Below are 20,387 nucleotides of genomic sequence, written 5' to 3' on the forward strand. Positions count from 1 at the left end.
ATCATCCACATTTAAATTTGTAAGTGAAAGGAGCAGTGGTGTTACCATATCCCACCTGTTTGGTGCCGGTTTTATCTGTGATGAAGTAAGTCATGTTGGTAACGGTCTGGCTATCGCTCACACCGAAGAATGACCGGGGCCAGAGGGTAATCTCATAGCGGCCGCCACCTACAGCTTTCATCAGTGTTTTAGTAGTCTGTTCACAGATGGTGATGGTTTGTCCATCACTGGTGGTACCGGTGGCACAGAGGTATACTTCATCACTGCCGGAGAGTTCCGTCTCAATTACATTGGAGTCGAATGAGATGGTGACCAGGTCATTGTCCAGCGACTTAGGTGGGGAAACGGTTGTGAGTTGCGGATTACAAAAGTCAACCAGGTCGCCGCTACCGCCGGTTACAGTAAAGCAATCGCCCACATACTGGTTGTAATATTCAGCGGTAGGGCCATAGCCTTCATCGAAATAGGTATCGGAGGTAAAGCCGTTGGATGTATTTGCGACTACATAAGCCAGTTTTACAACAGTAGGATTATCATCAGCACCTACCTTCAGGTTGATATAAATGGAGCCGGTGATCTTATCGCCATTGGCATAGGTGAATGGATTATCACTCTGCATCACGACCCATTCCATATCATCAATGAGGTTACCGGCAATGCCGAAGGTAGCTCTCATATAGTCCGGCCAGTTCTTGCCATCTCCGTGAGCAGCAGGGGTAGTGAGTGGCACCATGGTGAAGGAGCCGTCGCCCTTGCTGCTCCGGTAGGTAGCTGTCATATTCTGCGTACCTTTCCAGCCCTTGGGCATCAGTACACCGAGAATGAGGCGATCGCTACCGCTGGAGTTGCAGGATTCATCAATGTCCAGTTGAATGGGTACCACATCACCTACCTTGGCGGACGCAGGGATGGTAACTTTAGTAATTTTTATATGACAGAAGCTGAACACTATGCCGATAAGGAGCAATGCGGACAGCATCCAGATCTTACGCCCTTTAATATTTAAACGTGGAAGCATAAAATTATCAGTTATCTTTTTCCAGTGTATAGATATATGCATTCAGGTTACAGCCGGGCACAAAGGTGAGGTTCAGTTGCCGCACGCCTGCCGTAGTGATGTAATTGAAAGAGGTAGCCACAGCAGATCCCCCCTGCGGCGTGAAGGTGATCTTGAATGGATAGGCAGGATCATCCAGTGCATAGGTGCCATCAGTACTCACGAGAAAAGGCACCCTGTTCACGATGGTATAGCTGCCCATGGAATCAAACTTCACCCTGAATTGTGTGAAGTCAAACGCGTTGGTAATATCAGTTCCGTTCCTCGTCGCCTTCAGGATCTTCCAGCTACCGGCAATATTTTTCGGTGCTTCGCCAACCGGAGAAACCTCTTCTATCTTGCAGGAGAAAAGCAGCAGGCAAAGGAGTGTTTGAATAATATAGCGATTCATAACATGCAATGATTAAAGATTAATACCCGGGATTTTGTACCAGTTCCGGGGATTTACCTGTTTCAGATAATGGGAATGGCCACAGGTACATGGCTGCACGGAAGTTGTGCTTGGTTACATTGAAAAAGCTGTAACCTACGGTTCCGTTAAAGCGGTTCACTTCCATGCCCTGTGATTGAATATTTTCTGTTTGCGGCGCAATCTTCCATCTCCTCACATCCCAGAAACGGTGACCTTCATATGCCAGTTCTATGCGTCGTTCATTTTGAATATAGGTTCTCATTTCAGACTGGGAAAGGCCGGCAGGTAGCTGGTAGGGGTCCAGTCCTGCACGTTGGCGAATTGCTTCAACAGCAGCGTAGACATTGCCGGTAGGCCCTTCGTATTCATTGGCTGCTTCTGCATAGTTGAGCAGGATCTCTGCATAGCGCATCAAAGGTTGTACCCTGTCGGAACCATGATTGATAGTCGCTGCAATCGCCTCAGGATCCAGCATTTTATTATTGTAATAGCCCGTGAGAGTACCCTGGTGAACAGCATCCTGACCAGTAGATACACCGTTATAATTACCTACATAAATATTCACAGGTGCGGAGCCGTTGATCTGACCATTGCTGGTACGCACGAGCAATACTGTCTGATCGTGGATGATACTGTAATCCAGCCTGGGATCACGGTTCTTATACGGATCATTCGGATCATAACCAGAAGTAGGATCGGTAATGAGTTTGCCATTCTTCATGGGGAAGGCATCTACCAATCCCTGGTAAGGGAAAGAACCCGTGCCATTGCTACCACGGGATGGGGGCAGGAACATATTTTCGAAGTCACTGTTGCCCGTAGGGCGCATGAGTTCAAAGATGTATTCTGTATTTACACGCTGTGGAAACAGGCCCTGGAAGCCGTATCCGGGAGTGCTGGTCTGGTAATCATTCTTTGTATTGAGTGTATAGGTGCCCAGGGTAATCACGGCCTGCGCAGCATCTTCTGCCAGTTTCCAGCGATTGTTATCAGCAGTAGGATAGCCTACCAGTGCCGGATCTACACTCACACCACCACCGGGGCCGGCATCAGCAGGTAAGGTAGTACCATTGAATAATGGACTGGCGGCATAGAGGAGTACCCTTGCTTTGAGGGCCAGGCAGGCGCCTTTGGAGGCACGGCCATAGTTGAGGCCCGTTTGTGTAACGGGCAAGATAGCGCCGGCAGCATCTAATTCGGAGAGGATGTAGTTGATACATTCTTCATAGGTGCTTCTTGTAGCCTGAATAGGTTTATCATAGGATAGTAACGTATCGCCAACTAACGGTACGCCCGCATAGTGCTGCACGAGAATAGCATAAAACCAGGCACGCAGGAAGCGGGCTTCCGCAATCATCTGTGTTTTATAGGCCTGCCTTAAAGGGGCATTGTCTATATTCTTTAACAGCACATTGACAGCGCGGATTTGTGAATAGCAGGTTTTGTACGGCTCTTCACCAATGATACCTGCATTCACAGTGCCGGTGGCAAACTGGGTAGCAGGTGTGGAGAATGCGTGTGAAGGCTCAGCTTCGTCACAGGCAGCTTCTAACCCACCACATACGATGAAGTTGTAGGAAAAGCGGCTAAGGCTTGCGCTCAAACCTACATTAGAGTAAATGTTGGCAAGGAATCCCACTGTTCTGGAACTATCGCCAAATACACTTTTTTCATCCAGGTTCGTGGTAGTGGTTGCTGCCAGGAATCCCTCCTTGCGGCAGGAGGAATAGATGAGAGCGGATGCCATTAGTATAAAAACGGGAATACAGCGTTTTATCATAAATGGACGTGATTTATTTGTATCAGAATATTAACGTGGTATAGTTAAGTAGTCAAACCGATTTAGCTTAATAAAAACGTGAAATCTTTCCCCCTTGTTCTTAGCTCTGTTCTGGTTGATTGTTCGTCAGAACACTAAAATACAATTGTTAAACCGATTTAGCAAATTAAAGTTAGTATTTTCTACTGAAATAATTGTGAAAGAACAATGCCTGATACTGGATTGAATTCGACCAATACTCCCATGTATGGCCACCCGGCCTTACTGTATAATCATGTGGAATATTCCTTTCCAGCAGCTTTTCATGCAGCCTTTCGTTACAGTTATGGAAAAAATCATCCGCACCACAATCGATCGTCAGCTCCAGCAGGTTTGGAATCAACAGGTGTACCATATTGATTACACTGTTTTTCTCCCATCGCTCCGGGAACTCACTATACTTTCCCAACACCTTCTCCAGGTCCCAGTTAAGTGGAAAGGGGCGCAGGTCCACTCCCCCACTCATACTGCCCGCCGCACCAAAAGTACCGGGATGGCGAAAAGCCAGGAACAATGCACCGTGTCCGCCCATACTCAGGCCGGTAATAGCCCGGCCTGTTCTATTGGGAATGGTGGAATAGTGTTGATCCATCCAGTTGACCAGCTCTGTTCCTACATAAGTTTCGTACCTGGAATTCTTCTTTGCTTCACTATCAAAATACCAGCTACCAAAGTCCCCATCCGGGCATACAATGATCATATGATACAGGTCTGTCAGTGTGGTCAATGCCGGATCCTTTTTAATCCAATCGCCATAGTTGCCGCTATAGCCATGCAACAAATACAATACAGGAAAATGGCGGCTGCTGGTATAATCAGCCGGTGTAATCACCACCGCCTTAATTTCCTTTTGCATAGACGAACTATAAGTCTTGACGGTATCTACGCTGGCTGCCAGCAGGCGAACCGTACTCAGTACAAAAAGTAACGATAAGATATATCTCATAAATCGGGTTATCTGGCTGCAACAATGGCTACTTTGTGCAACTGAGGTTTATTGATTTCATAAATTTTATTGATCAGCACATCCTGCTCCTGCTGCCATACTTCGCGCAATGCTTTGTAACGGGAGCGGGTATAGTTGTCCCTGTTGCCAGCCACAAAGATGTTGCTCGCAGCAAAGGCATTCACGGAATCCATCGCAGCATTGTTATCTTTGTACAGCAGACCTTTTCCTTTCAGGAAGTCATAGTTCATCCAGGCATACATTCTTGTTCTTCTCTCAATGTCCCAGCGTTCTTCGTTCATTTCACGAATCTGGATGGCCTGCTGGTATTCAGGGGTACGGGTGTTTTCTGCGAGGTTGATACCTGCACTGAGTTCACCGGCATCATAAGTGCCTACTTTCTCACCATCCATGAGCAGGTTGTATTTGCCTGCTTTCAGACCGCTTACCTGTAGTATCTCCTGGTTGAAATCTTTGTTGAAAGGCACTACTTTCAGGGCATCAGCTTGTTTGTGTAACTGGCCCCAGCCACGTGGAATAGTGTCCAGGGGATAAGGCAGTGACTGTGCCAGGTAACCAAAACTAATACCATCAGCAGTGGCAGCTACGCCACTGATCTGGCAATTGGTTTGCTGCTTTACCTGCCTGGTGCCTGCATCTACATGAATAACAGCTACAGGTTTGTTGTCCAGGCCCTGTGCTTTCAGGAACAGGTAAGCCATGACCATATGCCCGTCGTTGTCAGGGTGAATACGGTCACTGGGCGTCAGGCTAAAAGTAGAATCCTTTTGTTGCTCACGTTGATTGATTGCCATCATCGGATGGTAAAAATCAACAAAAGCCCAGCCATTCTTCCGTGCTGCCTGTTCCTGGAAAGCCACTATTTCAGTAAGGGCCTCGGTTTTATTAGGAAATCGGTTTTTATCATTGAACTTAGCAGTGTAGTCATAAGGAGAACCACCGATGAAGATCTTTCTGATATCAGCTCTTTGTTTCAGTTTCTCTTCGATCTTACCATAGTACTTGTAAGAATTGGCTATCCTTTTCTGCATAGTATCCTTGCCATCTGCACGGTACCATTCGAAATATCCTGAATCGTTCATGCCCCAGGTCAGGGTGAGCACAGTGGGTTTCTTCGATAATATATCATCGTCAAAACGTTCGTAGATCTGCTGTGCCACATCCCCGCCAATCCCTGCATTCACACAGGTAATGCGTCTGTCAGGGAAATGCGTCATGTAATACAGCCAGATATAGGAATGATAATGCCCACCATCTGTGATACTATTGCCAACGAAGACAACACGGTCTCCTTTTTGAAAAGGTGCAGCTTGTTGTTGTGCTTTCGCCGTCATCGCGCCGGCGGCCATGAACAGAATCAGTAATTTCTTTCGCATGTGAAATTTAGTTATTTAGTGATACCCCATTGCTCATTCGGAGATGGGCCCATTACAAGTTCCAGTACGCCGCCTTTTACAATATCCTTGTAGTCGATATAACATTGATTGAAAGGCTTACCATTCAGACGGGCGCTCTGTATATAGATATTTTCTGGTGAATTGTTAGTGGCTTTGATGGTGAAGTTGCCAATGACAGCCTTGTCAAATACGGGGCTGGTGATCTCCTGTCGGGTATCGCCGGGGCATACCGGGTGAATGCCAATAGCTGCCAGTACATACCAGGCAGACATCTGACCTACGTCTTCATTACCAACCAGGCCTTCTACACCATCGTGGTAAGCCCGGCGGCAAATGGCCCGGGTCCATTTCTGTGTGAGCCAGGGCTTATTGAGCCTGTTAAAGAGGAAAGGTACATGGTGCACCGGTTCGTTGGCGTGATTGTAATAGTCATTCCACATCATGTTTTCAGGCGTTTTCTCAAAGAAGTATTCAAGGTCCTTTACTACTTTGTCCCTGCCCCCCATGAGTGCGACCATGCCATCTACATCCTGTGGCACAAACCATCCCTGCTGGTAAGGGTTAGCTTCGATACTGCCATACCATTGTTTTAACCTGCCTTCTTCCGGCCAGGGCAACCAGTTACCGTCTTTGTCTTTTGGTCTGAACCATCCTTTTTCTTTGTCAAAGATGTTTTTGTAAGCACCGCCATCAGCAGGATAGGTTTCACCCTGCCATTTTGCTAACTGGCCTACACACCAATCGGTATACGCATACTCCAAAGTATAGGAAATGCTCAGATCACCGGGGGTATACCCCAGCTGGCTATTGCCAAAACGTTTCTGAGAATTGACAGATAACTGGTAGGCATCTTTAACATTGTATTTACGAATACCTTTTGCATAGGCATCTGTAATCACTGACACCGCAGGATTGCCGAGCATACAACCGGAATAAGCATTCAGCAGTTCCCAGCGTTCCAGGTAGTCTTTGTTTTTCTCCTTTGCCAGGGTGACGAGAGAATTGATCAGGTCATTGATCAATGAAGGGTTGATGATCGTTTGCAGCGGCATCTGGCTACGGAATACATCCCAGCCACTGAAAATAGAACGTTTGTGAAAAGTGCTGCCGGTGTGTACCTTGCCATCACCACCGATATATTTACCATCTACATCGGCTACGATGCGGGGATCAATCATGGTATGATAGAGGGCGGTGTAGAATACTTTCTTTTCTTCGGTCGTGCCACCGGAGATTTTTATTTTAGCAAGCGCTTTGTCCCAGCTGGCATAAGCACGTTTTTTCACCCCATCAAAACTCCAGTTGGTGATCTCATGACGAAGGTTATTAGCAGCACCTTCCATGCTTACGAAAGAGATACCTGCCTTCATGAGCACCTGCTCGCCGGCTTTGGTATCAAATTCGGTATAGAAGCCGAGGTGTTTACCTTCTTTTTCTTTGATCTTTGGAAGAATGGCAGCTTTGGCAACCTGTTGTAAATAACGGTCGCTGGTCACGTCTTCCATTTTTCGGGTCCAGCTATCAGGAATGTCGGCACTCCATACGCCATAGTTGCGCAGTGGCTTGCTGAATACCGCATAGAAGTACACAGTATAATCAGCATGGCCCTCACCATCTCCCCAGCCACCACCTTCAGGCGGGCATTGCATCCAACCGGTGATGGTACTGTCGTTTAAGACTTTAATATATTGTTTGGTACTCGTACCTCCTACCCTGCGGGCCAGATCGATCTGAATCCGGGATTGATGACTGGTAGGAAAAGTAAAACGGAGCATACCACTATGTGAGGCGGCTGTCATTTCTGCCTGAATATGATTGGCCAGTTCAACGGAATAAAACCCGGCAGCGGCCTTTTCAGTTGATTTGATATACTCTGACCGGTAACCGTCTTTGCTGGTCTTTAATGGCCCCAAAGTGGGCATTACGAGGAAATTACCCAGGTCTCCATTCCAGCCGATCCCACTCATCTGTGTAAAGGCAAAGCCTTCGATGCTTGTATGTTCATAACTATATCCGGAACCATTATCTCCCCCGGTAATAGTATTAGGACTGACCTGCACCATGCCATAAGGTGTAGTAGCTCCGGGGAAGGTTTTGCCCAGCCCATGGTAAATACCTGCCGCACCTACGCTGGTACTGGCCCCGATAAATGGATTGACATAGTCAGCAGGAGATTGCGCCAGGGCCCTGCCGGCAATTAAAGAGAGTATGAGTGCATGCCTCAGCTTCATCATTGTGGATTTATTGAAAGTGTACGAATAGCAAAACGAGGTAAATCTACTATTACCTGCTTATTGTTCATAATTGCTTTCGTTTTTTCGTTTCCATTTAATTCTACCAATGTGGCTCCTCCTATTTCCTTTTTGAAAGACAGCCGGGCATGACAGGTTTTGGTAGAAGGATTGTACAATCTCACGATCAGATGGCCATCTTTCCAGGTCATTGATGTCACCTGCACGGGAGCGCCTTCCAGCGTAAAAATTGAATTTTGACTGATGAGCGGCTCATTCCATTGCATGTTTGCAGCGGGGATGTTGCCCTGCTCCCAGTTGCCTTTATGTGGTACAATAGCATAATGAATGGTCGTAGCACCATCTATGGTATAGTTCCTGCCCCAGAGGCCCATTCCTGAATATTGCATATTCAATCCCAAAGGAAAGTTGCGGCCATGCGTGTAACTGGTTGTATGATCTGTGAATAATGCCAGTCCATATTTACCATCGGAAATGTCTACCCAGTTCAGAATGATGTTGTTCCTGATACTATCCCAACTATTAAAGAAGGTATTGTCCAGTTGGCTTTCTGTTACATCAAACGGCGCATCTTTTGACACACGTCCGTTTTTTATAGTATTGGGAAAGAGTGCCAGCAATTTACTGCTATCATTGTAGAAAGGCTTTTGCGGTATTTCCCATTTATATTCGCCTTTCAGCGGTTGGCCAATTCCGGTATTTTCTTTCCAGTCAATATTTAAAACAAAATCAATCTTATCAGTTAAATGGATGGTTTGTGTAAAAGGGGTACCTGCAATCAGGCCTTTCATTTCAAGACCATCAGGTAATTTGGTTACATTAACAGGAGACTCCATAGAAGAATGACGGCCGCCTTTTTCATAGAAATTACCACGTAATTCATTGAAACCACTCATCGCAAATTCCCTATGTATTTTTTTTGCGTACAAACCAGTGATCACACCACCGTGTACAGTATCTATAGCGATACGGTACATGTCATTCTCTAATTGATAACCATTTTTGATGTGGGTAATGTGTGCCTGATCGTGTTTGGTATACGCTACATCCACCAGGCTATCACATATATGATGTGTTTGTGCTGTCCAGTTACGTACCTTATCCGCCCAGGTATCGCCAGATTGTCCATTGTAAGGAACGATCCAGCAATCATGATGTTCTGCCAGTAATAAAGTTCGCCACGCGTTATCAAATGCCGCCTGTGGCCATTGCATTTTTCCTTCCCACACCGCCATGGCGACCAGTTTTTCCGTCTGCAGAATTTTATTTTCCGCCGCCCGCACCTGTTGTGCAATTCGTTGTGTCACCTGCGAACCCCATACGAGGTTAACGAGTATATCTTCCTGTGACACCTGCCATTTGGTGGCACTGTCTTTATTGACCACATGTTCAAAGTAATTGCGCCAGGTGGTATAGTTTGCATTATTACCCATAAAAGGGCCACCTTTCCAACCCGCATCCTGCAAGGTCATACCAATTGGATGCAGTATTCCATCGTTGTGTGCACTATGCAAATAACCCGGACTATTATTCCAGGCAATCGTTTGCCAGGTAGATTTATCAGAAAGCGCTTCCACCGCGTAACGGGGAGAAGTGAGGATCACACTGCCATCCGGCCCTGTCCAGTATACTTTTTCCCCGCCATATGCACGGGTATAACCACCAAAACAGGTATTCGGATTCTTCAGCGATGCATATTTAAAACCAAATGAAGTAAGGATCTGTGGCAATGCGCTGGTAAAACAAGGCTCTTCAGATGAATAGGTAGTAAATTCAGCATTCGGAAAATACTTTTTAACTAATTGCATACCATACTGAAACTGCCTGATAATGCTTTCGCCGGAAACATTGTATAAGTATGGCTGCGCATAAGTAGGATTGACATATTCAATCCGCCCCGCGTCGAAGAACTTTCTGAAGTCATTAAATGCCAGGGAATCGACCTGGATAGCCCGTGCCCAGGTTTCCGGTTCAATTTCTATATTAATATTCCAGTCGGGATGCGCTGCCAGCTGATCTGCCATAAACCGGGTATTCCAGTCGGGATAATGCCCCCATACACCACCATGGTATCCATCTATATACCAGGCGTCCTGCGCCGAGGCAGTTCCACATATAACCCAGGCCAGTAGCAGGAATAAGGTACTTTTCATAAACGTGAAATTCGCTAAACTGATTTAGCAAATAAAGAATAAAAGAATTTATCCTGCAATAACATTAACATATTATTTTTATCATAATACTTATATAGCTATTTACTATATGTTTGAAAAAATCACCTAAACCGGTTTAGCAAATATTTTTTATTCTCAGGAACAATCTATAATCTTTGCGGAAACATTTTACCACTTATGAAATCAATTGCATTGTTGCTATTATTCCATGTTACTGGTACTATACTCTATGGTCAGCAACTTCAATGGAAAATCAGTCCGCAAGCCGAAACAAAGGCTGCTGCCGCGGACATTGCCACAGCAGGATTCAATGACAGCAACTGGGTGCCCGGCATCGTTCCCGGCACCGTATTCTATGCCTATGTAAAAGCCGGAAAAGAATCGGATCCCGATTATGCAGAAAACATTTACAAGGTGGATAAGGCAAAATATAACCGTCCTTTCTGGTACAGGACTGAGTTTGCCGCACCCCGCCTCAAAAACAACCAGCGCGTATGGCTAAAATTTAATGGTATTAATAAGTATGCAACCATTTACCTCAATGGAAAATTGCTCGGCTCCTTGCATGGTCACATGCAAAGAGGTATTTATGATGTCACCGGTTTATTAAAAAGCAAAAACGCCATCGGTGTGCTGATCACACCTCCCCGGTGGGATCCGGACCATGATCATCCTTTGGCCAACTGGGAAAGTCCTACCTACATCTGTAGCGGCAGCTGGGACTGGATGCCGGCAGTACCCGGTCTGAACAGTGGTATCACCGATACGGTGGCACTCACAGTCACCGGTCCGGTTAGTATTTCCGATCCATGGGTGCGTGCCGTGATGCCAGATACCAATTCGGCTACCTTACACATTGCTGCACAGTTGACGAACTCCGCCCCTGTTGCCATCAGCGGCAAACTGAAAGCCGTCATTACACCCGGGAACATCACTATCAGTTCAAACCAGGTGACTTTAGCCCCCGGTACGAACCAGGAAATTTCGCTGCCACAGCAACTGTTACAACATCCTCACCTGTGGTGGCCCAATGGCTATGGCGATCAGTTCCTCTATTCCTGCAAACTCTCTTTCGAAACAGCCACACCTGTGACACAACACTTCGGCATCCGGAAAGTGACCAGCGATACCACAGCCCTAAATGGCCCTATGCGCCTCTACATCAATAATGTACCTATTCTTGTTAAAGGTGGCAACTGGGGCATGTCTGACTATATGCTTAAGGTGAGGGGCAAAGACTATGAACCACGCATCCGTATGCACCAGGATATGCACTTCAACATGATCCGTAACTGGACCGGCGAAGTTACCGACATTGCCTTCTATGATTACTGCGACAAATACGGCATCATGGTATGGGATGACTTCTGGTTGAATAACATAGGCGGGATTGATAGTCTGCAAATGTTCTCTGACAACGTGGTTGAAAAACTCAAAAAACTCAGGAACCATCCCAGCATCGTCATCTGGTGTGGTGCAAACGAAGGCACACCCGGTAGTAATGCACATGGGGATATCAGCAATGCTATTACTACTGCCATCAAACATTACGATGCGGATGATAAACTTTACCTGCCCCGTTCCAATGCAAGTGTAGACAATCCCAACTTCTCCATTCATGGAAGCAGCAAGGTACTTTCCGGTAGCGGCATATGGGCGAATGTAGATCCTAAAGTTTATTTCACGGATCCACACAATGGTTATCTTTTCTCTGCCAACAGCTGGGGGATGCGCAGTGAATTGGGTACAGCGACCTTCGTCAATGCCGAAAGCTTCAAAAAGTTTATGCCAAAGGAATTTTGGGTAGCCCCTACGCCCGAAGCGGTGAACAGTAAGGATAATATGTGGGCAAGGCATTTCTTCTGCACAGATTTCGGTCTCGGTGGCGGTGCCGATCCGGTAAAGTATATCAATGATATCAATCACCACTATGGACAGTCTCAGTCCCTGGAAGACTTCTGTAAAAAAGCACAGCTGCTGAACCTCGAAACCATGAAAGCCATGTTCGAAGGCTGGAATGACCATATGTGGAATGATGCATCCGGTATGCTCATCTGGATGAGTCAGTCAGCCTACCCAACCATGATCTGGCAGACATACGACTATTATTACGACCTGACAGGCGCGTATTTTGGTGCTAAATCAGCTTGTGAGCCAATCCATGTGCAATGGAATCCGGCCAGTAAAATGGTGAAGGTGATCAATAATAAAAACTATCCTTTGCAGGATGTAACAGTGGAAGCCAGCATCTATAATGCCGATGGCAAACAGATCGCTGTTAAAAAAGCGAATGTAAAAGTAGCACCTACAAATATCAGTGATGTATTCACTACTATGGAAGATACTACAGGTTTATCTTTCCTGCGACTGAAATTATATGACCATGGAAAGCTATTATCTGCGAATGAATACATGGTGGGTGATTATACCTTATTAAATAAGCTACCGGCAGCAAAGCTTTTAATTACTAAAAAAGGGAAAAACGCTTATACAGTTAAAAACAACTCAAATATACCTGCTGTAGGTATCCGCCTTCAATTGCAAGACAGTAAAGGCAACCAGATCCTGCCAGCTATCATCAGCGATTCGTACTTCTCCTTAATGCAGGGGGAAGAAAGAGAAATAAAAACAGATGTGGATGGACAATTAGTAGCTACTCCTTACAATTAAACAAAAAGCCACATCTCATACGGTGTGGCTTTTTTAATAAATTTCGCATAGGTATTTATTCTACATTCCAGTTTTCAAGTCTGAATGCATCCAGGGATTGCCAGTACTTATCCTTGTACACATCCCATTCTATCTCTATCTTCTTTGCATATTTATTACTGATGGTATCAGCAGCCCTTGCCAGCCTGCGGAATTCGCGGCTGACGAAGTAAATACTCCGGCAATTCCCAGATGTTTCACGGCCTATGTCCAGGAAATCAGTATCCGGCAATAATGCTCTCACTTCCTCCTCAACTTCATCCATAAAAGTGAGGGTCTCATTATCCGGCAAACCGTCACTCCCATTATATTTCATAATAAATTCCAGGATCCACGGATAGGAAGCAGGATGCGCATATTGCATGGCGCCTGTATTGATCACCAGCAACATCGGTACACCGTCATTATCCTCACCAGATAGAAGGGAATAATTATCTTTGGCTTTATCATAACTGACCCCGTCGTATTTCTCTACAAATTCCTTTTCCCGCCAGTCGATATAAGCCTTCAGTTTATGAATAGGTATGAGCTCCTTATCCGTGTCTTCCTTCCCTCCTATTTCCACCGCATCAATGACAGTGACGGACTTAAGTTCTCCCAGGTAATTATCCAGGAAGATATATACCCCCATAAACATTTGCTCCCTTGCCTCCGGTGTATACTGCTCGTGCACAACAGTAATGCTTATCTTGTCAGGATAAGCAGGGTCTTCATTGGCATAAAAAAACAGCGTATTGTAGTCAAAGCGGAAACCGCCCATTCCAATAGACTGGGTTTCGGTAAGGGAAGCCGGCTTGGAGGCGATAAACATCCACCCGGTAATAGCTGGTGCTGCTGCGACCAGGTCTTCTACAAATGGAATATTTTTAATCTTACCATCTGCTGTAAAAATCAGTTCGGCCGTCCCTTTATTTATACCTGCCAGGAAAAAATAGCCTTCCCTGACTTTTGCCAACCGTGCAGCAAGCGGGTTAATAAACTGTCCCTGAATGTCTCCTTTTTCCTGCAGTACCCTAAAAAAGTCCCTTTCGTGCTTTTTGAACCAATTCCAGAAATCGGCATTCGGACTGGGTTGTTTTAAAAAATCAAATAGTCCCATGGGGTCACGAATCTTTTAATGAAGAGGAAAGTTAATGTTTTGTCCCCAATCTAACTACACCGGCATCCAAACAGATAAAATTCTTAGCTTTGCTGCGCATTATAACATTTAAACGGGAATGCATCACACTAACTGGTACAAAGATGAAAATTGCATACATTACCTATGCCGGGGATATCAGGTATTCCGCAGCCAATGGGTTTAACGAGTACAACGACGTATTACCTTTCCTACAAAATAAGGGGCTGGATATTGAACCCGCCATATGGGATGACCCTGCTGTAGACTGGACCAGGTATGATGTAGCTTTATTAAAAACACCCTGGGATTACCACCAGAAAATAGATGCGTTCAAAACATGGCTGGATAAAATTGAATCACTGAATATCTGCCTCCTGAATGACTATAAAACCGTTCGCTGGAACCTGGATAAGCATTATCTGAAAGAGATCATTGCTGATGGTTTTGATGTGATCCCTTCCGCATTTTTAGAACAGGGTTGGAAAGGTGATCTCTTACCTTTATTTGAGGAATTAAAAACAGCTGCCATTATTATCAAACCCTGTGTAAGCGGTGGTTCCAAAAATACCATTGTAGTGCGCAAAAACGAAGCTGCTGCCGGTTATGACGAGGTGGTAACCTTGCTGGCTGATGGTGCCTACATTGTACAACCGTTAATGCATGAAGTACAAAACGGGGAATGGTCGTATACCTTCTTCAACGGTCAGTACAGTCATACCATTCTGAAAAAGCCCAAAGCAGGCGATTTCAGGGTACAACAGATCTATGGGGGATCTATTGAAACCCTCTATCCTTCCCATGAGGAAATAGCCCATGCCGCGACTTATGTAGAACGGTACGCAAAGAACTGCCTATATGCCCGTGTAGATGGCTTAATGGTCAATGGTCATTTTGTGCTGATGGAACTGGAACTGATTGAGCCATACCTGTATCTTTCCTATGGAGAGAATGCCGTGGAAAAGTATTACGAGGCTATTTTAACTAAGCTTTTATAAAAAAGGCCCGGAGTTTTTCCGGGCCTTTTTATCTATTTTTTTACACTCACATTGTGCGTCACTATATGCACAATTGATTTATAAGGCTGGTCATGGTGCGTACCTACAGCCTTCTCACTGTAAGATACTTCTAACAGGTGTTGCCCCGCCTGTACAGGCGTAAAGTCAGCCACACCATTCTTCCCGCTCTTCAGTTCCTTTACCCAGCCATCAGGAGAAATCACTTCTACCTTTGCATCTGCCAGGGCTACTTTGTTTTTATATATGGTCAGGGGCAGGGTGCCGAAGCCTTTAGGTTCCTCCGTACCAGGTACTACAGACAGGAATGTACTGCCGGCTAGCTGAGAAGTACTCTCTTTACCTACAACTACGGTAGCGGTTGCATAGTATTCAATCTTCGCTTCTCCGTATATTGTTTCGACTGTATGACTGATAGATAAGGTATAAGTACCTTCTGTAGCAGGTGTGAACTGACCGGCCAGGCTTCTGCCGTCTGCTTTGAGGGAAACCTCCTCATGCGCACCGGCAGGTGTGGTCACAAACAATCTGACATCCTTCATATTGCTAAACCAGTTGCTGACTGAGTCCCTTTCATTAGCGGCATATTCTCCCAGGAAAACACGAATGTCCTGGGCCTTGTTCTTTGTGCCTTTTAGAGCGGTTTCAATCCAAACTGCATGGGCGGACGCAAAAAATGCGCACAATAACAGCGCGATACTGAGGGTAAGTTTCTTCATCTAGGTTGAATTTGCCGCAAAAATGGGGGAATCAAAATGGATGAATTACGCCAATCCGAAATTTTATTTACGCAAAACGTAATTTTTTTTTAAAAATCTATATGACCTTTTACCCCCTTTCCTGTCTTTAGCATATACCACCATCGATGAAGGAAAATCAAAAACTAATAGAATTACTTGAGAAATATCAGGCGGGGACTACATCTGACGAGGAAAATGCGATGCTGGAGTCCTGGTATAATATGGAAGCAATCAAAAGGTCGGCCGCCATTGACGATGTGCAGGAAAGCCTGGATCGTATCAGCAACCGGCTCCCCCTGCCCAGGAAGATCAGTGTCTGGCCCAGGCTCGCTGCTGCCGCCGCCGTACTATTATTGGCAGTATTTTATTTTTTCCATACGGGGAGCAGGGTTAAACATAAACATGTTTTGGTGCACAAAACTGACTCCATCCGCCCCGGTGGCAATCATGCCGTGCTAAAACTGGCCTCCGGTCAGCAAATCGTGCTGAACAGCCAGCAACCCGGCATTGTGGTCAAAGGGAAACAGGTGCTGTATAAAGATGGAAATGAGGTTACAACAGCCAATATGGGGTTACAGTACATGCAACTGATCACCCCAAAAGGAGGACAATACCAGGTCACCCTACCTGATGGTACCCAGGTATGGCTCAATTCCGCCACTAAACTAACCTATCCCGACCATTTCGAAGGCGATACCAGGCAGGTGGAACTGGATGGCGAAGCCTATTTCGCTGTTTCCAAAGGCACACAACCTTTTATTGTAAAAAGCCGCGGACAGGCAGTACAGGTATTAGGAACTGAATTTAATATCATGGCCTATGCTGATGAAAGCACTATCCAGACTGCCCTGGTAACTGGTGCTGTCAAAGTAAATGAAACACTGCTAAAACCGGGTTTTGAGGCCCATTTCTCCCCCGATGGTATTCAGGTGGTACCATCAGACATAAAAGTAGTAACTGCCTGGAAAAACGGCTTGTTTTACTTCAAAGATGCCAGTTTACAAACCGTCATGAACCAGCTGCAACGCTGGTACAATATAGAAGTGATTTATCAGTCAGAACGAAAAGGAGATGAATTTAATGGTCAAATACCGCGGGATAAACCGCTTGAAAAGGTTTTGGAGATCTTACAACTATCAGGAGTCAACTTTAAAATGAATGGCCGGCAATTAATCGTATACTAACTTAATTAACTACATGAAAATCGAATTTCACCCGCCGTGATAAATAATTTATTTATCTGATTTCTCGCGTACCACAACGAAGGAAAAGCTGGTAAGTGCAGCAACACTTACCAGCGGAAAACAATGCCTTGCTATCCCGCATGTCGAAGGGCCGGATAGCGACTGGCTATGCTTTTATTAAAATCAACCAAAAGTATGCATTTTAATCTTGGGGCTAAAATCTTTATTAGCCGGAAATCGCTGTGTACCAGCGTTTCAGTACTCCTGCTACTCATTTTTGTGAGTATTCAGGCCCATGCACAGGTCACTATCTCTGCCAAAAACATTTCACTCGATCAGGCTTTTGATCAACTCAGCCACAAAACAGGCTATACTTTTTTTTACAACAACAAGGACATCCGCAAACTCGGGAAAGTAGATATAGATCTCAAAAACGTAAGCCTGGAAACAGCCCTGGGACAACTGTTGAAAGGCCTGCCGCTCAACTGGCATATCGTAGACAAAACGGTCGTAATCAGGTTCACCACGCCCCCCAATGTTCAGGATACAATCAGGGAAATCATCGGTATGGTACGGAACCGGCTCAACGAACCACTGCCCCGTGTAAGCATCCGGGTACTAAATGAAGTATTTCAGACCAATAATAACGGGGAATTTAAAATCAGGGTTGGAGACGAAATTGCTCCCATCACCTTTAGTTTTATCGGGTACCAGTCTGCCGTATACAGAGCCGAACAGGCTAAAAACGGCAAACTCAATGTCATTCTTGAAGACTCCAAAATTGGTCTGAACGAAGTAGTGGTAAACGGCTACCAGGAAATACACCGCGACAACTACACTGGTACTGCCGTTGTCGTAAGCGGTGAAAAGCTGAAAGAACTGAGTCCGCAAAACCTGTTGCAGGGTATGCAGATGGTAGATCCGTCCTTTAAAATCCTCAACAACAACTTCAATGGTTCCAATCCGAATAGTCTGCCGGTGATCAATGTAAGAGGATCCTCTGCCCTGCCCACCGGTAGTGATGGTATACTCAGAAGGGATAATATCACCAGCTCTGTGAACCTGCCGGCTTTCATCCTGGATGGATATGAAGTAAGTCTTGAAAAAGTATTTGACCTGGATATGAACCGCATTGCCACCGTAACCCTGCTCAAAGATGCTGCAGCTACTGCCATCTATGGTTCCCGCGCGGCAAACGGGGTACTGGTCATCACGACCAAAATACCCGCCAATGGAAAACTACAGGTTACCTACAATCACGAAACCAATATCAATGGTCCCGATCTCACAGACTACCATGTACTGAACGCTTCACAGAAACTTCAATACGAACAGCAGGCAGGCGTGTACGACGCCGGTAAGCAAAACGTGCCACAGGATAACCTGGACATACTCTACTATGAGAAATTAAAAAATGTAACCGGCGGCGTGAATACTTACTGGTTGTCACAACCACTGCGCACCGCTGTCGGGCAGAAACACGGCGTATACCTGCAGGGTGGAGCGGAGAATTTCAGGTACGGCATCGACCTCCGCTATCAGACCAGACCCGGTGTGATGAAAGGCTCTTCCCGCGACCAATATTCAGGTGGCATGAATTTCAGCTATAACCTCAGCAACCGGATCAAATTCCAGAACGAGCTGACCATCACACAGGTAAAGGCAAAGGAATCGCCCTATGGTAGTTTTTCAGATTATGTAAAAACCAACCCTTACTACCGAATTACAGATGATAACGGGAATATGCTACGGGAACTGGAAACATGGAGCGATAAGAATGGTACAGGCGGCGCCTATCAATATGATCATGTCCTGAATCCGTTGTACAACTCCATTCTCAGTAGCTTTAATAATACCAGTTACAGCGAAATCATTGACAACTTTGCGGCTGAATTTGAAATAGCGAAAGGGCTGCGGGTACGTGGGCAGATGAGCCTTACCAGCAGGCAAACCAACGGCGATAATTTTCTTTCTCCACTCGCTAATGAATTCTACTTCTACGCTGCATCAGAGACAGATCAGAAAGGTTCCTATGCCAGTAGTAAAACGAAAGAAACTTACTGGGACGGAAACATTCGTTTGAACTATGTGAGGCAGTTAAATTACCATAGCATCAACCTTGTGGCGGGTGCGAATATCAGAACAGAACTGGCCGACTATTCTTCTTTTACTGCCATTGGCTTTCCCAATGACCGCTTTACCAGCGTGGGCTTTGCCAAAGGGTATGCTGAAGGCGCTCACCCCAGCAGTAGTATAGAAAGGTCAAGGTTGTTCGGAGACTTTATCAGCACGAACTATTCTTACAAAGACAGGTACCTGATGGATGCCACCCTGCGTACAGACGGTTCTTCCAAGTTTGGTACGGATAACAGGCTGGCGCCCTTCTGGTCCCTGGGTGCAGGATGGAACCTGCATAAAGAACCCTGGTTCAGCAATCCCGTTATCAGCCAGTTAAGACTGCGTTTCACTACAGGTCTTACAGGTTCTGTCCAATTTAGCCCTTACCTCTCCCGCACTACCTATACCTATGACCAGGATAACTGGTACTCCTCCGGCATAGGTGCCATCGTTGACAATTACGGCAATAAAAACCTGGGGTGGCAAAAAACACGCAGCACAGACTTCGGCTTTGACCTGGGCTTATTCAATGACAGGATCTTCCTTTCTCCCCGCGTGTACTACAAGCTCACGAAAGACCTGCTGGCAGATATCAGCATTGCACCTTCTACAGGCTTTAGCTCCTACAAGGAAAACCTGGGAGATATGGAGAACAAAGGGATTGAAATCAGTATGCGGGCTGTGGTGGTACAAAACAGGAACTGGAGTGTAAACATCTACGCGAACCTTGTACACAATACCAATAAGATCGTTCGCATTTCCAACTCACTGGAAGCATATAACGATAAAGTGAACCAGGAACAGGCGAATAACGGCAATTATAAAGGCGTACCACTCCTCCGTTACAAAGAAGGACAATCATACGATGCTATCTATGCTGTACGCTCACTGGGCATTGACCCGGAAAATGGAAAGGAGATTTTTGTGAAACAGGATGGCACGCTCACCTATCAGTGGGACGCCCGTGATGTAAGGGTAGTAGGCGATGCAACACCTTTTGCCCAAGGTTCATTCGGCGGTACTTTTCATTATAAGAAATTCATGATGAGCCTGAACTTCCAGACAGAGTTTGGTGGAGACATGTACAACCAGACACTGGTAGACAGGGTGGAAAATGCCAATCCCCGCTATAATGTAGACAGCCGGGTATTTGCAGAAAAATGGAAGAAACCGGGGGACAAAACTTTTTATAAAAACATTTCAGACTGGGGAACAACACAGGTATCCTCCCGCTTCATTCAACCAAACAATGTACTGTCTCTGCAAAGCATCTACTGCTCTTATGACCTGCGGGTAATAAAAAGAATGGTCCGGCTGGGAATGACGGCCAATGACATATTGCGCTGGTCATCAGTAGAGCAGGAAAGAGGGATAGACTATCCCTTTGCGCGCAGCATCACCTTTTCATTACAAGCCCAATTCTGA

The 20,387-nt window shown here is 45.7% G+C and carries 13 protein-coding genes; 4 read left to right on the plus strand and 9 right to left on the minus strand.

The features are described 5' to 3' along the window. Window position 1 precedes the first annotated feature (1 nt). The 7 genes from ABDW16_RS16160 to ABDW16_RS16190 form a co-directional block, all read right to left on the minus strand. Complete coding sequence (locus tag ABDW16_RS16160) at window positions 2–1,018, minus strand: DUF4961 domain-containing protein (RefSeq protein WP_343671066.1); 1,017 nt, start codon at window positions 1,016–1,018, stop codon at window positions 2–4. A 7-nt stretch (window positions 1,019–1,025) separates the two neighbouring features. Next, complete coding sequence (locus ABDW16_RS16165; protein ID WP_343671067.1) at window positions 1,026–1,448, minus strand: DUF5004 domain-containing protein; 423 nt, start codon at window positions 1,446–1,448, stop codon at window positions 1,026–1,028. A gap of 19 nt (window positions 1,449–1,467) precedes the next feature. After that, window positions 1,468–3,249, minus strand: coding sequence for a RagB/SusD family nutrient uptake outer membrane protein (locus tag ABDW16_RS16170; protein WP_343671069.1), 1,782 nt, complete (start codon window positions 3,247–3,249; stop codon window positions 1,468–1,470). 172 nt (window positions 3,250–3,421) lie between these two features. Next, a complete protein-coding gene (locus tag ABDW16_RS16175; RefSeq protein ID WP_343671071.1) occupies window positions 3,422–4,234 on the minus strand; it encodes an alpha/beta hydrolase family protein in 813 nt (270 codons plus the stop codon). Window positions 4,235–4,242: 8 nt separating this feature from the next. Beyond that, the gene (locus ABDW16_RS16180; protein WP_343671072.1) at window positions 4,243–5,631 is read right to left on the minus strand and encodes an SGNH/GDSL hydrolase family protein; all 1,389 of its coding nucleotides are present in this window, start codon (window positions 5,629–5,631) and stop codon (window positions 4,243–4,245) included. A gap of 11 nt (window positions 5,632–5,642) precedes the next feature. After that, window positions 5,643–7,886 carry a GH92 family glycosyl hydrolase gene (locus tag ABDW16_RS16185; RefSeq protein WP_343671074.1) on the minus strand — a complete coding sequence of 748 codons (2,244 nt, stop codon included), beginning with the start codon at window positions 7,884–7,886 and terminating at the stop codon, window positions 5,643–5,645. Then, window positions 7,883–10,057 carry a glycoside hydrolase family 38 C-terminal domain-containing protein gene (locus ABDW16_RS16190; protein ID WP_343671076.1) on the minus strand — a complete coding sequence of 725 codons (2,175 nt, stop codon included), beginning with the start codon at window positions 10,055–10,057 and terminating at the stop codon, window positions 7,883–7,885. Before ABDW16_RS16190 ends, ABDW16_RS16185 begins: the two co-directional genes overlap by 4 nt. A 198-nt stretch (window positions 10,058–10,255) precedes the next feature. On the opposite strand from ABDW16_RS16190, the gene ABDW16_RS16195 reads away from it, so the two are divergent. Next, window positions 10,256–12,748: a glycoside hydrolase family 2 TIM barrel-domain containing protein gene (locus tag ABDW16_RS16195; protein WP_343671077.1), complete on the plus strand. Its 2,493-nt coding sequence runs from the start codon at window positions 10,256–10,258 to the stop codon at window positions 12,746–12,748. A 55-nt stretch (window positions 12,749–12,803) separates the two neighbouring features. On the opposite strand, the gene ABDW16_RS16200 is transcribed toward ABDW16_RS16195, so the two are convergent. Continuing rightward, a complete protein-coding gene (locus ABDW16_RS16200; RefSeq protein ID WP_343671079.1) occupies window positions 12,804–13,886 on the minus strand; it encodes a DUF695 domain-containing protein in 1,083 nt (360 codons plus the stop codon). A gap of 143 nt (window positions 13,887–14,029) precedes the next feature. On the opposite strand from ABDW16_RS16200, the gene ABDW16_RS16205 reads away from it, so the two are divergent. Then, a complete protein-coding gene (locus ABDW16_RS16205; RefSeq protein WP_343671080.1) occupies window positions 14,030–14,902 on the plus strand; it encodes a hypothetical protein in 873 nt (290 codons plus the stop codon). 32 nt (window positions 14,903–14,934) lie between these two features. Here the strand turns inward: ABDW16_RS16205 and ABDW16_RS16210 are convergent, their stop codons facing one another. Further along, window positions 14,935–15,639 (minus strand): DUF4198 domain-containing protein, encoded by a 705-nt coding sequence (locus ABDW16_RS16210; RefSeq protein WP_343671081.1) that lies wholly within the window; start codon window positions 15,637–15,639, stop codon window positions 14,935–14,937. A 146-nt stretch (window positions 15,640–15,785) separates the two neighbouring features. Between ABDW16_RS16210 and ABDW16_RS16215 the strand changes: the two genes are divergently transcribed. Together ABDW16_RS16215 and ABDW16_RS16220 are read left to right on the plus strand one after the other, a co-directional pair. Beyond that, window positions 15,786–16,844, plus strand: a complete 1,059-nt coding sequence (locus ABDW16_RS16215; protein ID WP_343671083.1) for a FecR domain-containing protein — start codon at window positions 15,786–15,788, stop codon at window positions 16,842–16,844. A 195-nt stretch (window positions 16,845–17,039) separates the two neighbouring features. Beyond that, a complete protein-coding gene (locus ABDW16_RS16220) occupies window positions 17,040–20,387 on the plus strand; it encodes a SusC/RagA family TonB-linked outer membrane protein (protein WP_343671085.1) in 3,348 nt (1,115 codons plus the stop codon).

The organism is Chitinophaga sp. (assembly GCF_039596135.1).
Taxonomy (GTDB): domain Bacteria; phylum Bacteroidota; class Bacteroidia; order Chitinophagales; family Chitinophagaceae; genus Chitinophaga.